At 28.7% G+C, this 15,555-nt stretch carries 13 protein-coding genes; 6 read left to right on the top strand and 7 right to left on the bottom strand.

Annotated features, from left to right (window positions below; translation table 11 throughout):
- Positions 1-7: 7 nt before the first annotated feature.
- Both ACA135_RS00545 and hisE read left to right on the top strand, forming a co-directional pair.
- A complete protein-coding gene (locus tag ACA135_RS00545) occupies positions 8-817 on the top strand; it encodes a CBS domain-containing ParB/RepB/Spo0J family partition protein (protein ID WP_409198376.1) in 810 nt (269 codons plus the stop codon).
- A gap of 23 nt (positions 818-840) precedes the next feature.
- Positions 841-1,131: a phosphoribosyl-ATP diphosphatase gene (gene hisE, locus ACA135_RS00540; protein WP_409198375.1), complete on the top strand. Its 291-nt coding sequence runs from the start codon at positions 841-843 to the stop codon at positions 1,129-1,131.
- A gap of 50 nt (positions 1,132-1,181) precedes the next feature.
- On the opposite strand, the gene ACA135_RS00535 is transcribed toward hisE, so the two are convergent.
- Together ACA135_RS00535 and larB are read right to left on the bottom strand one after the other, a co-directional pair.
- The gene (locus tag ACA135_RS00535) at positions 1,182-1,790 is read right to left on the bottom strand and encodes a GNAT family N-acetyltransferase (RefSeq protein WP_409198374.1); all 609 of its coding nucleotides are present in this window, start codon (positions 1,788-1,790) and stop codon (positions 1,182-1,184) included.
- A 62-nt stretch (positions 1,791-1,852) separates the two neighbouring features.
- Positions 1,853-2,644: a nickel pincer cofactor biosynthesis protein LarB gene (gene larB, locus ACA135_RS00530; protein ID WP_409198373.1), complete on the bottom strand. Its 792-nt coding sequence runs from the start codon at positions 2,642-2,644 to the stop codon at positions 1,853-1,855.
- A gap of 130 nt (positions 2,645-2,774) precedes the next feature.
- Between larB and hypF the strand changes: the two genes are divergently transcribed.
- Positions 2,775-5,084 (top strand): carbamoyltransferase HypF, encoded by a 2,310-nt coding sequence (gene hypF / locus ACA135_RS00525; protein ID WP_409198372.1) that lies wholly within the window; start codon positions 2,775-2,777, stop codon positions 5,082-5,084.
- Positions 5,085-5,108: 24 nt separating this feature from the next.
- Here hypF and ACA135_RS00520 read toward each other — a convergent pair whose 3' ends face one another.
- Complete coding sequence (locus ACA135_RS00520; protein WP_409198371.1) at positions 5,109-5,690, bottom strand: ArsR/SmtB family transcription factor; 582 nt, start codon at positions 5,688-5,690, stop codon at positions 5,109-5,111.
- A gap of 306 nt (positions 5,691-5,996) precedes the next feature.
- Between ACA135_RS00520 and ACA135_RS00515 the strand changes: the two genes are divergently transcribed.
- The 3 genes from ACA135_RS00515 (at position 5,997) to dnaJ (ending at position 9,966) form a co-directional block, all read left to right on the top strand.
- A complete protein-coding gene (locus ACA135_RS00515; protein ID WP_409198370.1) occupies positions 5,997-6,572 on the top strand; it encodes a nucleotide exchange factor GrpE in 576 nt (191 codons plus the stop codon).
- Positions 6,573-6,664: 92 nt separating this feature from the next.
- Complete coding sequence (gene dnaK / locus ACA135_RS00510; protein WP_409198369.1) at positions 6,665-8,575, top strand: molecular chaperone DnaK; 1,911 nt, start codon at positions 6,665-6,667, stop codon at positions 8,573-8,575.
- A gap of 230 nt (positions 8,576-8,805) precedes the next feature.
- A complete protein-coding gene (dnaJ, locus tag ACA135_RS00505) occupies positions 8,806-9,966 on the top strand; it encodes a molecular chaperone DnaJ (protein ID WP_409198368.1) in 1,161 nt (386 codons plus the stop codon).
- A gap of 300 nt (positions 9,967-10,266) precedes the next feature.
- Here dnaJ and ACA135_RS00500 read toward each other — a convergent pair whose 3' ends face one another.
- The 4 genes from ACA135_RS00500 to ACA135_RS00485 all read right to left on the bottom strand — a co-directional run bounded on the left by ACA135_RS00500 (position 10,267) and on the right by ACA135_RS00485 (position 15,538).
- Positions 10,267-10,626, bottom strand: a complete 360-nt coding sequence (locus ACA135_RS00500; protein WP_409198367.1) for a DUF2149 domain-containing protein — start codon at positions 10,624-10,626, stop codon at positions 10,267-10,269.
- A 7-nt stretch (positions 10,627-10,633) separates the two neighbouring features.
- On the bottom strand, positions 10,634-11,296 hold the full coding sequence (locus tag ACA135_RS00495) for a MotA/TolQ/ExbB proton channel family protein (RefSeq protein ID WP_409198366.1): 663 nt from the start codon (positions 11,294-11,296) through the stop codon (positions 10,634-10,636).
- A gap of 171 nt (positions 11,297-11,467) precedes the next feature.
- A complete protein-coding gene (locus ACA135_RS00490) occupies positions 11,468-12,175 on the bottom strand; it encodes a DUF2162 domain-containing protein (RefSeq protein ID WP_409198365.1) in 708 nt (235 codons plus the stop codon).
- Between the two features lie 54 nt (positions 12,176-12,229).
- A complete protein-coding gene (locus tag ACA135_RS00485; protein WP_409198364.1) occupies positions 12,230-15,538 on the bottom strand; it encodes a beta strand repeat-containing protein in 3,309 nt (1,102 codons plus the stop codon).
- Positions 15,539-15,555: the final 17 nt, after the last annotated feature.

The following is a 15,555-nucleotide window of genomic DNA, read 5'->3' as shown; positions in this document are numbered from 1 at the left end:
AAATTTTATGACAAGTACTGAAACTAAAATAAAATCAACAGTAAAAGATTATATGACTAAAAATGTAATTACTGTAACTCCTAACACTCCAAGTGCTGATGTAATTAAAATAATGAAAAAAACTGGACACGATGGATTCCCAGTTGTTGATGATAATGGAGTAATACAAGGTATAGTTACTGCTTATGACTTACTTCTTAAAGATTGGGCCGAATTAGTTAAAGGAGTAATGTCTAATGAAGTTGTAGTTGCATTAGATGATATGTCTATTAATGATGCTTCAAGAGTAATGTTTAGACATGGTATTTCCAGATTACCTGTTGTTAACAATGAAAAACAAGTTAAAGGAATCATAACCAATACAGATATGGTAAGATCACATATAGAACGTTCCACACCTACTAAGGTAGAATACTTTAAAGAAACATTAGAACAATTATATGGAATAAAAACAAAACTCAAAAGAAAAGAAGTTCCAGTTAATGAGTTAAGACCAACCCAAGATAGAATCTATGCTGATGAATTACAAGGAAGAATATATGAATTAGAAAGAGGACTAGCAGAACCTGCAATTGTTGTAAAAACTGGTAATCGATGGATTCTTGTAGATGGACACCATAGAGCAGTGGCATCTATAAAATTAGGATACGATAAAATAGATTCATACGTTATTGACTTAGGTCAAGATTTAAGATTAGGAATGGAAAAAACAGCAGATTCACAAGGAATTTATAAATTTGATGATATAAACATAATCGATGACGCTCAACACCCATTAATTGCATTAACTGAAACAATAAAAACAAAAAGAGATTAAATAAAAATTTGGAGGATTTAATAATGGCAGATGAAACAATCATCAATGAAGTATACAAAGTACTAGAAGATAGAAGAGACAATCCTATTGATTCTTACACATCTAATATTATGAAAGATAGTGATAAAAAAGCTGTTGATAAGATTTGTGAAAAAGTAGGTGAAGAAGCAGCAGAAGTTATTTTAGCTGCAAAAAATGATGAAAACCTTGTTTATGAATCTGTTGATTTAATATTCCATAATTTATTACTCCTAGCATATAAAGGAGTAAACTTAAATGAAGTATTTGATGAATTTGAAAGAAGAAGAAAATAAATCATGAAAAATATTTCAATTTAAAATTTTTTTTCTTCATTACTCCTTTTTTATAAAATATATTCTAAATTGTACATTCCTCTTTGTGAATCTAAAATTTTTGAAGACTTTTGATTAAATACTGAAAACCCTAATGATTCATAAAGTTTTAAAGCACCTAAATTTCTAAAATCGGCATCAAGCACTACTCTTTTATAACCCTTATTTTTTGCATATTTAATTATTTTATTAATAACTAATTTTCCTAAACCTTGACCTCGATTTTTGGGGTTAATAGCAATTTCACCAATGTATAAATCATTATTATTAACTTTTGATAAAACCAAACTATCTAAAAGTGATATATAAGATAATTTAGAAGCTTCAGAAAATCTTAAGTTTTTAAATAAAAATAAACTATCTTGAATAAGATGATGAGTTTCGCCTTTACTAATCTTAACCATACCAATTATTTGACGATGATCATCTAAAATAACATAAAAAGAATAATTTTCATTATTATCTTTTTTAAAGGTTAATATCATTTCTTCTTCTATGGCAAAAAGAGCAATATCTTTATTTTTAAAGACTTTTTCATATGTTCTAAAATCCACATCATAAGTTAAACTAGCTAGTTTATGATAATCATGAATTTCAGGATTGAATTTTTCAAAAATCATTTTTTAACACAACTAAAAAAATTTTATTAATCAAAAGAGTAAATTGTTTTAAATTATTAAATTTAATGGTTTTTAACTATTGTTAAAGCTAAAACTCCTGCTCCAAAACCATTATCAATATTTACAACAGCAATTCCAGGAGCACAAGATTGAAGCATAGCAAATAGGGCTGTTTTACCATTATCACTTACACCATAACCTATACTAGTAGGAACAGCAATAACAGGCACATCCACTAAACCAGCAACAACTGAAGGTAGTGCACCTTCCATTCCGGCACATGCTATAATACAGTTTACTTTATCTTTTACCATTTTACTAATTTGAGGTAAAAGTCTATGAATACCTGCAACACCTACATCATAGGAACTTATTACTTCACAACCACCTTCTTGAATTACAATTTTTGCTTCTTCAGCAACTGGAATATCTGAGGTTCCTGCAGTAAGTATGCCAATCTTCCCATAATCTGGATTAATTTTATCTTTTAATGGATAATTATTAATTCTTAAAATTTTAGCTTTAGGATTATAATCTAAATTAAAACCTTTTTCTTTCAAATCACTTAAATCATCATTTAAAGATTCAAATCTTGATTTGGATAAACGAGTGAATAGTAAGGAAGATTTTTCATTAGGTTTAACTGATTTAAAATAATTATTTGCTATAATTATTAAATCTTCATAATCTTTACCACTAGAATAAACAGCTTCAGGAAAACCTGTACGATCTTCCCTATCCCTATCGAATTTAATTAATCCTTCCATATCGATTATATTATCTGCTTTTAAAATGTTTTCACATTCTTCAATGGTTATCTTACCATCTAAAAGATTCTTTAGAGTTTCTTTCAATTCATCCACCAATATTTTTTTAATTTTATAAAGACTTATATTTTTATTAACTATTTATAATATATTAGTTATTATTAATATTTATAAAAAAAAATTATTTTTACTAATTTTTTAATAGGAAACAATTATTATGGAAAGTACAAAGATTTTAGTTCAGGGCATTGTTCAAGGAGTAGGATTTAGACCTTTTGTTTACAGAGTTGCAACTGAATTAAAATTAAAAGGTTATGTTAGAAATTTAGGAAATGTAGTTGAAATAGTACTTCAGGGAGAAAAAAAGAATATTGAACAATTTTTATATGATTTAGAAAATAAAAAACCTCCTATTTCTAAAATAAATTCTATTAAAACTCAATGCTTAAAAAACAATGACAAGTATGATGAATTTAAAATTTATGAAAGTTTGGATAATTTTTCTGGAGCTTCAGTTATACCTCCGGATTTAGCTATTTGTGATAATTGTTTGAAAGAAATAAGAGATCCAAATAATAGAAGATATCATCATCCTTTTAATGCTTGTACTGATTGCGGTCCACGTTTTACTGTTATAGAAAATCTTCCTTATGATAGGGATAAAACAACTATGGATGATTTTCCATTATGTGATAAATGTGAAAAAGAGTATAAGGATCCTTTAAATCGAAGATATCATGCAGAAGCAATGTGTTGTCCTGATTGTGGTCCAAAATTAAGTTTATTTGATAAAGATGATAATGATTTAAATTCAAAACACCCTTTACATGATACTGTGAAATTATTAGATGAAGGTAATATATTAAGTATTAAAGGTATTGGAGGAACACATTTAGTTTGTAAAGTTACAGATGAAGATGTTGTTAATCGCTTAAGAAAACGTCTTGGAAGAAAAAGTCAACCTTTCGCAGTTATGAGTCCTGATATAGAAACAAGTTTAACTTTTACTGAAATAAGTCAAAAAGAAAAAATAACTTTAAAATCTAAGGAAAGACCTATTGTAGTGCTTAAAAAAAGTAAAGATTATTATTTTGCAGATTCTGTAGCTCCAAATTTACATACAATTGGGGTGATGTTACCTTATTCTCCTTTACATAATCTTTTATTTGATTTTAGTGATGAACCTGCATATATTATGACATCTGCTAATGTTCCAGGTGAACCTATGATGATAAGTAATGAGGAAATTCTTGGAAACTTAAAAGGTATTAGTGATTATAGTTTAATTCATAACCGAAGAATTGTTAATCGTTGTGATGATTCTGTTGTAAGATACCGTAATGATTTCTTATCTTTTATTAGACGTTCTAGAGGTTACACACCTGAACCATATGATTTAAAAGGTAAAGTTTTAAATAAAAATGTTTTAGCTCTTGGTCCTGAATTAGATGTGACTTTCACTATAGTTAAAAATAATTTAGCATATGTTTCCCAACATATTGGTAATACTAATAAATATAAAACTTACTTGTTTTTACAAGATGCTATAAAGAATATGATGAATATTACAAAGACTAATGATTTTGATATAATTGCTTGTGATATGCATCCTCAATTTTTCACAACTAAATTAGCTAAAGAATTAAGTGAAAAATATAATGCTGAATTAGTGCAAGTTCAACATCATCATGCTCATGGAGTTGCTTTAGCAAATGATAATGATATTGATGAAATGATTGTTATTGCATCTGATGGTGTAGGTTATGGTAGTGATGGAACTGCTTGGGGAGGGGAAATACTTTATACAGATATTGAAAGTTTTGAAAGATTAGGATCTTTAATGCCTCAAAAGATGCCAGGTGGAGATTTATGTGCTAAATATCCTGTTCGTATGTTAGCTAGTATATTAGATTCTTGTGAAAGTTTCAGTAGAGATGAAGTAATTAAATTATTAAAAGAAAGTTATGTTGATTATTTCCCTCATGGAGATATGGAGATTGAAACTCTTTTCAAACAATTAGATTCTAATTTAAATGTTGGGATTACTAGTAGTACTGGTAGAGTATTGGATTCCATCTCAACTGCATTAAATATTTGTGGTGAACGGAATTTTGAGGGTGAAGCTGCTATGAAATTAGAATCTGCAGCCATACCTGCTAAAGGTGAATATAATATTCCTCTTAGATTTAAAAAACTTAATAAACGCATTGTATTAGATACTGGTAATATTTTAAAAAATGTTATAGATTTAATTAAGGATGGTGTGGAAAAAAGTGAAATTGCTTATGCTGGACAAGTTGCAGTTAGTGAAGGTTTAAGTAAAATTGCTGTTGATGCTGCAAGTGAAAAAGGTGTTAAATATATTGGTGCTACTGGTGGTACATTTTATAATGAGTTAATTAGTTTAACTACTAAAAATTATATTGAAAAATCAGGTTTTGAATTTATTCAACACAAAAATTCTTGTGCTGGTGATGGTTCTGTTTCTTTAGGTCAGGCCATTGTTGCAGCTTATAAAAAAAAGTGAAAAAATAAAAAATTAAATTTTTTTTTAATATTTTTCTGTGAAGAAATATGTTTTGTGTGGTTTTATGATATCTTTTCTATTATCTTGTTCGTCTGCAGTTCTTTCTAAAATGTATTCTGCTCGACTTTTTAGATTATCATATAATCTTATTAAACTTTTAAGTTCTTCAACAGCTTCCCATTGACCTTGATCTATTTTTTTTTCTAATTCTAAGAGTTTTGACCATTCATCACCTGATGGTAATTGTTTTTTATTTAACATATCATCAGGGTTGTTGACATGTATTGTTATTGGTGTGATTTGTATGTTTACAGTGAGATCGTTTGGCATGTCGTAGTATTTTCGTGGTCTTCCTCTTACTACTTTTTTAAATGAAGAGTTTAATATTCCAATATCTTCCATTGCACGTAAGTGTTCTATGATAGCTTTTTGTCCGATATTTAGTTCTTGTGAAATTTCACTAACAAATTTTGGTTCATCTCTTAGTAAATTGATTATGTCTCTTCTAGTTTTACATCCCATTACATCTAAGATGTCTTCCATACTCACATCTTCAAGGTCTATGTGGTTATTTTGGTTTTGTGAATTTTGTGGATTGTTTGTCATAGTAATTATATATTAAGTAAATTATCCTTTATATAACTTTTTGTTATTAAAAGATGAAAAAAACCGAAACCTTTATATAACTTTTTGTTACTATAATAGTAATAGAGAAAGATAACTTTTTGTTACTTTAATATATTTCTCAAAAAATATTATTAAATAAGTCAACCTCCTAAAAAAAAAATATTATCCCAAAAAAATATTAATATCTCAAAAAAAATGGAACTTATTATCAAACAATGAAGAGAAAAAAAAGATAGAGTTACAAATCCACTTTCTCCCTCTTTAATTATTCATAAAGGTGAACAAATGGCTAATGAAAAAGAAGAAAAAGATTCTAAAAAAACAACTGAAAAATCAGAAAAAAAGAATCTAGAAAAAGATGAAAAAAAATCTAAAAAAATTAACAAAAAATCTAAAAAAGACGAATTAGCTAAAATTAAAGAAGACCTTGAAAAGAAAGAAGAGGAATTAGCTGATTGTAAATCATTAACATTAAGACAACAAGCTGATTTCGAAAATTACAAAAAATTTTCAGAAAAACAAAAGTCAGAATTAATAAAATATGCTAACGAAGAATTAATAACAAACCTTCTAGATTGCTATGAAGACTTAGAAAGAGTAACAGAAAACTCACAAACCGAAGAAGATGCAATTGAAGCAACAAAATTAATTTATAAAAAAATGACTAAAGTTTTAGAAAAAGAAGGATTAAAAGTAATCCCTGCAAAAGGAGAAAAATTTGATCCATACAAACATGAAGCACTACTAGTAACAGATAGTGACGAATACGAAAACAATGAAATAATTGATGAACTAATGAAAGGATACACCTTAAAAGACAAAGTAATCAAATATTCCAAAGTTAATGTATGTAAAAAATAGATCTGAAAAATTTTAGCAAAAATAAAAAAATTAAATTTATAATATTATTATAAAAAACTCATAAAAAATAACAAAAAATAAGGTGACAAACTATGTCTGAAGAAAATAAAAAAGAAAAAATAATCGGTATTGATTTAGGTACCAGTAACTCAGCAGCATCCGTACTCGTAGGAGGAAAACCAACAATCATCCCATCAGCAGAAGGAGCAACACAATACGGAAAAGCTTTCCCAAGCTACGTTGCATTCACCGAAGACGGACAAACATTAGTTGGAGAACCAGCTAGAAGACAAGCAATTACAAACCCTGAAAACACAATAAGCGCAATTAAAAGAAGTATGGGTACAAATAAAAAAGTAAAAGCAAACGGAAAAGAATACACCCCACAAGAAATTTCCGCAATGATCCTACAAAAAATCAAAAAAGATGCTGAAAGTTTCTTAGGAGAACCAATCGAAAAAGCAGTAATCACAGTTCCAGCATACTTTGACGATAACCAAAGAACCGCAACAAAAGATGCAGGTACAATTGCAGGATTAGATGTAGTAAGACTTGTAAACGAACCAACAGCAGCAAGTTTAGCATACGGAATCGATAAACAATCCGATGACGATATAAACATTATGGTATTCGATTTAGGAGGAGGAACCCTCGATGTAACCATTATGGAATTTGGTGGAGGAGTATTTGAAGTAAAATCCACAAGCGGAGACACCCAACTCGGTGGTACCGATATGGATAATGCAATCATGAAATACTTAGCTGATGAATTCAAAAAATCAAGCGGAATCGACTTAATGGACGACGACCAAGCAGTACAAAGATTAAGAGAAGCAGCTGAAAAAGCAAAAATCGAATTATCCACAACACTAACAACCGATATAAACTTACCATTCATCTGTGTAGATGGAAGTGGAAAACCACAAAACTTAATCAACACATTATCCAGAGCAAAACTCGAAGAGTTAGTAAATGGAATTGTTAACAAATGTGGAAACCCTATGAAACAAGCATTAGACGATGCAAAAATGAACAAAAACGACATCAATAAAATCATCCTCGTAGGAGGACCAACAAGAATGCCTGTAGTTCAAAAATATGTGGAAAAATTCATAGGTCAACCAGTAGAAAGAGGAATTGACCCAATGGAATGTGTAGCAATGGGAGCAGCAATTCAAGGAGGAGTATTAGCTGGAGAAATAAAAGACCTCGTTCTTTTAGATGTAACCCCATTATCCTTAGGTATTGAAACATTAGGATCCGTAAGTACAAAACTTATTGACAGAAACACAACCATCCCAACCAAAAAGAGCCAAATATTCTCAACTGCAGCAGATAACCAAACAAGTGTAGACATTCATGTATTACAAGGTGAAAGACCAATGGCTGCAGATAACACAACTCTCGGTAGATTCCAATTAATAGGAATACCAGCAGCACCAAGAGGAATGCCACAAATTGAAGTTACCTTCGATATTGATGCAAATGGAATATTAAATGTAACTGCAAAAGATATGGGAACTGGAAAAGAACAAGCAATCACAATATCTGCACCAAACAAATTATCTAAAGACGATATTGATAAAAAGGTTAAAGAAGCAGAAATGCATGCTGACGAAGATAAAAAGAAACAAGAAGAAATTGAAGTCAGAAACAATGCAGATTCCATGATTTACACTTCAGAAAAAACAGTAGAAGATTTAAAAGATAAAATCTCTGATGAAGAAAAATCTGACATCGAAAAATTAACTTCAGAATTAAGAGAATTAATTAGCGGTGACGACATAGCAGCAATCAAAGATAAAACTGAAGAATTAACTAAAAAAGTTCAAGATGTAGGTGCTAAGATTTATCAAGAAGCTGCAGCAGCTCAACAAGCACAACAAGAAGCTCAAGGCGCACAAGGTGCTCAAGGTGCAGATGCTGGAGCTGACCAAAACAATGCTAATGATGATACTATCGATGCAGACTATGAAGTAAAAGATGATGATAAAAAAGAATAAAAAAAATCTAAGTTAAATTAATTTTTAACTTAACCTTATTTTTTTTTAACAAAATTAGAAAAAATAAACCACCACCAAAAAATAATTTTAAATTATTTATATAATAAAAAATAATATTATAATAACAAAAATTTATTTTAATAAAATATTAATTCTAATTTTGAACTATTATTCCATTTTTTAAAAATTAAGATCATAGTTCAGTATTTATACATGAAAAAGGTGAACAAATGGCAGAAAAGCGAGATTACTATGAAATTCTTGGAGTAGACAAAGGTTCTACCGACAAAGAAATTAAAAAAGCTTATCGAAAATTAGCAATGAAATACCATCCAGATGTCAGTGACGATCCAGATGCAACAGAAAAATTCAAAGAGATAAGTGAAGCTTATGCTGTTTTATCAGACGAAGATAAACGACAAAGATATGATAAGTTCGGTCATGCAGGAATGGATGGATTTTCACAAGAAGATATATTCAGAAATGCAAACTTTGATGATATATTCCAAGGTTTCGGAGGATCAGGCGGATTTAACGTAGAAGATATCTTCGACATGTTCGGTTTCGGTGGAGGAAGACCAAGATCAAATAGACAAGGCCCTCAAAGAGGATCTGATATTTATACTGATATAACTATTAGTCTAGAAGAAGCTGCAAGTGGTTTAAGTAAAGATATAACAATAAGACATGATGTTACCTGTCCAAGTTGTAAAGGAGAAAAAGCTGAACCTGGTACTAATACAAAAACTTGTCAAACTTGTGGCGGAACTGGACAAGTAAAACAAGTAAACAGAACAATCTTAGGACAAATGGTAAATATAAGACCATGTAGAGATTGTAATGGAACTGGTAAAATAATAGAAGAACCTTGCCACAAATGTCATGGAAAAGGAACTGTTAAAGAAAGTAAAACCATTAATATCAAAGTACCTGCAGGAGTTGAAACTGGAAACAGATTAAGAGTATCTGGTGAAGGTAATGCAGGGGAAGTTGGTGGAGGATCTGGAGATTTATATGTTCAAATCCGAGTAAAACCAAACAAAAAATTTGAAAGAGATGGATCTAATCTTTACTACGAAAAAGAAATAAGTTTTGTTGAAGCAAGTTTAGGTGCAACAGTAGAAGTTCCAACAATTAATGGAGCAATAGATTTAAAAATACCTGAAGGAACACAAAGTGGAACTGTATTCAGAGTCCGCGAACAAGGTATGCCAATAATGAACCGTGACATGAAAGGAAACCTTTATGTTACAGCAATAGTAGTTGTTCCTCAAAAACTTAATGAAGCTCAAAAAGACTTACTTAAAGAATTCGCTGATATAAGTGGAGAAGAAATCAAAACTTATAAAAAAGGAATTTTTGATAAAGTAAAAGATGCTATTAATAAATAACATTTTTTACAACTTTCTTATTTTTTTAATTTTATTTAAAAGTAATCCTAATTTTATTTATATTTAAATTCTAATTTTACTAAATTGCACTATTTTTATTATTTAATGTATATTTTATACTTTAGTATATGTGAAAAAAGTTTATAAAAGAATAATATCATAAACAACCTATTTTAAAATAATAGTTTTAACTTAGATATAAAAAATTATAGACTTTAGTTTTAATTAAATCAATTTAAAAATCCATCTGAAAAATAGAAATAATGTTTAATAAAAAAGTAAAAATAAAAAAAATAGATATTAAGAATATAATGTTCGTAGAGTACTTTCTACCATTATTAATTTTCCCGAACTAGGATCTTTATACACTTTACCCATTTCAGTATAACCTTTACCACTTGCATTACTGGTATCAGGTGTGTCGTTTAATTGTTGGCCTTGATCTACCTGAGCTACTTTCTGCATTGCATTCATAGCATCTTGTTTTTGACTTTGACTCATATCCTCATTAAAAACAACATCTTGCATGTTCCAACTCATAACAAGGAAAACAAGTAAACCTACAGCAATAACTAGCATAGCATCAACAAGATTACCTACACCAGCCATTGGATCTTCTTCTTCATGTTTACGTCGTCTACGACTAGTCTCACGAACCATAAAAAAATCACTTTCCATAAGATTTTAAATGATTCAACTTATCTAAGACAACATCAGCTAAAGCATCAAGATTAGATAAATACTCCTCATACCAACGACTTCTAACCTTAGAAACAAAGTAAGCAATCGCACCAGCACCAATACCAACAACAGTAGTATCAAAAGCTACAATAATAGCTTGAGATAAAGTATTAACATCACCTGTTTTTAAAGCTGCAAGACCAGGACCCATAGGGATTAAAGTACCCATCAAACCAAGAGTAGGACCAATACGAGTAATAATATCAGTTTTTTCTAAAGATTTTGCTGTTCTATCCTCTTCATTTTCTATAAACTTACGAGCCAAAGCAACACGAGAATCCTTAGTCAAAGAACTAGAAGAAGCAATCTTATCCAAAACCCTTCTTTGAGATTTAGGAATTTTAGCAGAAGCAATAACCTCTTTCATTTCTTCAATAGTACTAGATTCACTAATACTATATATCAATTCACGCATAGTTTTCATAGGAACTTTCTTACGTGAAGTATACTCAGATATAAGACCTCCCAATATTATAACTGAAATAACAGCAAATAATAATAAAAATACAATAACTGGAATCTGTAAACTTTGAGAAATAACATCTAAAGCAGATGTTAAAAAGCTACTTCCAGGAATGCTTGAAACCATTAATTTTCACCTTTAAAATTTTTTTTAACATGAAGATGAGTGGCCAAAAATATATTTTTAAAGAAAAATTTTCTTCAATTAATAAACTAAACATTTTTTTTATAATGTTTATGCTTAAAAATTTTAAACTTTTGACCATCCATCATAAATTTCCTTATTTTATTTTATTTTTTAGTCTAGTAAGCTAGATTTTTTAGTCATGAAATATCCAATTACTATTAAAACTAGTGCTAAGACTATGAACATGGACAATGAATTGAAAGATTGGATGTTAATTCCACTAAACTGTTTACTTAGTGCAGTTGCTATGTTTGGTAAAACTATAGCGGATAATAGGAAGTATACTCCAAGGAATAATTCAAAGTTTCCAAGAATAATTGGATAAGGTTTTTTAATAAACTTGACTATTGTATTAGATGCGAAATATGATATTAATATGGTTGCAACTAGTGCAACTGCAACATATTCACTTAAAATAAAGACACCAATACTTACAGTTGGAGCAAGTAACAGTATAGTTGCAATTATAACTCCAAAACAACATGGACAAGGAGCAATAACCACCATACAAGTAGCAGCAGTAGTGTTCTTATTATGCACCTTATACTCACGAATAGTTAAAACACCTGCCACAATCATAATAGCAGCCATTATAATAAAAAATCCAGAATTATAAGTATAAATCAAATTAGTTAACTGACTTGTATAATAAGACGCCACCTTAGACAATATTAAAACCCCAGCACCATAACCAATACATACACCAGCAAGATACTTCTTAGAAATATTAGCCAAACCAGAAGCCAAACCTACCTTAATACCAAAAACCAAAACAGCAGATAATATTCCCACTTGCATTAAAATACTGAATATTTCCATAATAATTTTCTCCAAATTTTTTCTTTTTATTCAATTTTCTAAAAGTTTAAAGTTTTATGCTTTAGTTACGATTATAGAAGTTAAACTACTAGTTGAAGGTTGATATAGGCCATTACCAGCATAACTAGATAAACAAGTATAATCACCTGCAAATAAGTTAATTTCTAATTGGAACTCACCAGCACCATCTGTAGTAACCCAATAAATCTTACTAGCACCATCACTTAAACGAGTTAAATTCAAAGCAACATGCTGACCAATGATAGATTTACCATTAATATCACTTAATGTACCTGTGAAATTTTGACTAGCACCATAAACTTCAGTAAAATTCTTATTGCTTAAAACAGTACTAGTACGATTATCAATTTTAGTAATAACTTGAATACTAGCAACACTAGAACTAGAAGGTAAATAAGTAACATTATCTTTACTAAATCCATTATAACTAGCACTAGCAGTGTAATTACCTACAAATAGATTAATTTCTAATTGGAACTCACCAGCAAGATCAGTAGTAACACCATAAATCTTACTAGCACCATCACTTAAACGAGTTAAATTCAAAGCAACATGCTGACCAACAATAGGATCACCAAACTCATCAACTAACTTACCAGTGAAATTTTGACCAGTACCATAAACTTCAACCAGATTATTACAAACTAAAAATGTTTTTAGACTTGCTGATTTATTTGTATTATTATATACGGTTAAGTTTGTTGCACCAGTTTGATTGATATAAATTTTTTGATTGGTGTTAAATGTGTTATTAGTAATGTATGAGTTTGTAGAGTTACCCATTAATATTACTGCTGCATTACCTGATGGAATCATGTCTCCACCACTTTGAGCTAAGCTTCCATTTCCTCCAATTAAAGTTATATTATTATGATCAATTACACTATCATCTAAAGTGTAGCCTGCTACACCATATACAGCATTTCCTTTAGCTTTAAGATTATTATAAGCTATAGTATCATTAGATGAAGAAGTGACTTCGATTAAACGTACATCGACACCTTCTCCTGTGACATTATTATAGGTTATAATATTGTTACCACCAGTACTTGGATAAAATGGATCTGTAGCTATACCATAAACAAAATTATTAGAATTAATATCAATGAGATTATTAGATATTTCACTATTAACTGCATTAGTATAAATACCGGCTATATAGTTACTATTTACATTAGCTAAAATTGAATTGTCTGTGATTTTAATAGAAGTTATATTTTTTGTTGCGGGATAAGGTGCTATTATACTCATACCATAGTTATAATCTGCATTACCGGATAATAAAATATCATTATTATTAATATTTAAATCAGTTAATCCATCTTCAGAAGCATAAATACCAGCTATACTAGATGATCCATAACTACCTACATCAATACTATCATTACTATTTATAAAAATAACATTATCATTTATAGAATTAGATGAACTTTCAATATCCATACCATTTGCATTTGTGGAATTAATTAAATTATCAGAAATAGAGTTTCCAGTAGAACCAGAAATTAATTTAATAGCTGCATTTCCACTTTTTATAGCATCTGAACTATTTAAAGCTATTTTACTAATATTTCCACCAATAACAGTTATATCATTATTGTTAATTGTACTGTTTGTAAGTGCATATCCAGAAATTGCATAAACACCTTTACCTTCACCAATTAAAACATTATCAGTTATAGTATAATTATTAATCATGAATAAAGAACCAATTAAATAGTTCATGATTCCTTTTGAATTAATTGTATTTTTACTAATTATAACATTACTTGGAATTACAGTTGAACCATATACATTGTTTCCTGCTATTCCATAGGTTATTCCATTATTTTCAAGCTTAAAATTATTGTTTAAGATATTAGAATTATCTAAACCTACAGCATAAATACCATAGATCATATTTTCATAACCTTTACCAGTAATCTTATTATTGTTTATTGTAAATGAAGTGAATTCTCCAGTATAAGGATAATTAACAGATAAATATACCCCATAAACATATTTTACTGCACTATCATAATTTATATTATTATTAGTGAGTGTTACATTTTCAATAGCATTATTAGAAACTATATTAATAGCTGCTAACATGTAGTTTGTATAATCTTTTGTTGTATTTAAAACAATATTATTATTATCTATTTTATTAGATGAACCTTCAAGGTTTATTGCAAAAGTATCAACTGCTTTAATAGTATTATCATTAATATTATTTCCAGTAGAATCCCCAACTAATGTAATTGCAGTATTACCACTTTTTATAATATCATTATTAGTAATATTTAATAAGGAAATGTTTCCACCAATAATATTGATTAAATTATTATTAATATTACTATTTGTAATTGAGTATGCAGCTATAGCATAAACACCATTACCATTTGCAGATAAATCATTATCCATAATATTCATTTCAGTATTTTTAAAAGATTCAATTAAATAAATCATTTGTCCTTTAGCTGAAATTTGATTTTTACTTATAGTGATATTACCAGTTGAATTAGTTAATCCCCAATTATTAGAAACAGCTATACCATAAACGAAACAATTAGAAGAAATATTAATATTATTATTAGAAATTATACTGTTAATTAAACCTGAAGCATAAAGTCCAGCATAATATTTACTATCTACAATTCCATTAATTGTATTATTAGTAATTTTATAACCAGTTATAGTTGCAGTTCCTGTTGGATCATCAAAATAAGAAGCAGCTTGAATATCAATAGCATAAGTATATGAATTGATACCATTCATTGAAATTATATTATTTGAAATAATATTATTATTTCCACCTTCAGCATAGATACCATAACTATTATTTCCTGTTATCTTAATATTATTGTTTGTTATAGTATTGTTAGAAGAATAAACATTAATACCATTAGTAGTATTTGAAATTAAGGTTAAACCTGAAATAGTAGATCCATCACTACCAGATAAAAGAGTAATAGAACCATTAGCTAAAACACTTGTTGAATTTAAGTTTGTTATAGTTAAAGGAGTATCTATAATAAAATTTTTACCATTTACATTTCCTATATTAATAGTATCTCCAGAACTTATTCCAGAAGATGACTTTATATTTCCAGACTCATTAAAATAATTTGAATATGAGTCATCAGTTATATTGTAACTATTAGATGCTGAAAGTGTATTGATACTATTTGATGTACTAACCATCGTATTGGTTGATATATCAGAATTTCCTATATTTATATCAGAAATACTAGAATCTCCAATATTATTAGAACTAGAATTTATATCAGTAGCACTAGCAACACCCATAGTTAGAAATATTATTAATATTCCCAAAATTAATGTAACTTTTGTTACTTTCATTATTTTTCACCATTTTT

The organism is Methanobrevibacter acididurans (genome assembly GCF_046197875.1).
Taxonomy (GTDB): Archaea; Methanobacteriota; Methanobacteria; order Methanobacteriales; family Methanobacteriaceae; genus Methanobrevibacter_A; species Methanobrevibacter_A acididurans.
This window is presented reverse-complemented; position numbering and strand designations above follow the sequence as displayed.

Bases quoted from the DNA above. Each gene is read 5' to 3' on its own strand.
- dnaK (WP_409198369.1), top strand. From the start codon at position 6,665: ATGTCTGAAGAAAATAAAAAAGAAAAAATAATCGGTATTGATTTAGGT.
- ACA135_RS00515 (WP_409198370.1), top strand. From the start codon at position 5,997: ATGGCTAATGAAAAAGAAGAAAAAGATTCTAAAAAAACAACTGAAAAA.
- ACA135_RS00545 (WP_409198376.1), top strand. From the start codon at position 8: ATGACAAGTACTGAAACTAAAATAAAATCAACAGTAAAAGATTATATG.
- ACA135_RS00520 (WP_409198371.1), bottom strand. From the start codon at position 5,690: ATGACAAACAATCCACAAAATTCACAAAACCAAAATAACCACATAGAC.
- ACA135_RS00485 (WP_409198364.1), bottom strand. From the start codon at position 15,538: ATGAAAGTAACAAAAGTTACATTAATTTTGGGAATATTAATAATATTT.
- hypF (WP_409198372.1), top strand. From the start codon at position 2,775: ATGGAAAGTACAAAGATTTTAGTTCAGGGCATTGTTCAAGGAGTAGGA.
- ACA135_RS00500 (WP_409198367.1), bottom strand. From the start codon at position 10,626: ATGGTTCGTGAGACTAGTCGTAGACGACGTAAACATGAAGAAGAAGAT.
- ACA135_RS00495 (WP_409198366.1), bottom strand. From the start codon at position 11,296: ATGGTTTCAAGCATTCCTGGAAGTAGCTTTTTAACATCTGCTTTAGAT.
- ACA135_RS00490 (WP_409198365.1), bottom strand. From the start codon at position 12,175: ATGGAAATATTCAGTATTTTAATGCAAGTGGGAATATTATCTGCTGTT.
- dnaJ (WP_409198368.1), top strand. From the start codon at position 8,806: ATGGCAGAAAAGCGAGATTACTATGAAATTCTTGGAGTAGACAAAGGT.
- ACA135_RS00535 (WP_409198374.1), bottom strand. From the start codon at position 1,790: ATGATTTTTGAAAAATTCAATCCTGAAATTCATGATTATCATAAACTA.
- hisE (WP_409198375.1), top strand. From the start codon at position 841: ATGGCAGATGAAACAATCATCAATGAAGTATACAAAGTACTAGAAGAT.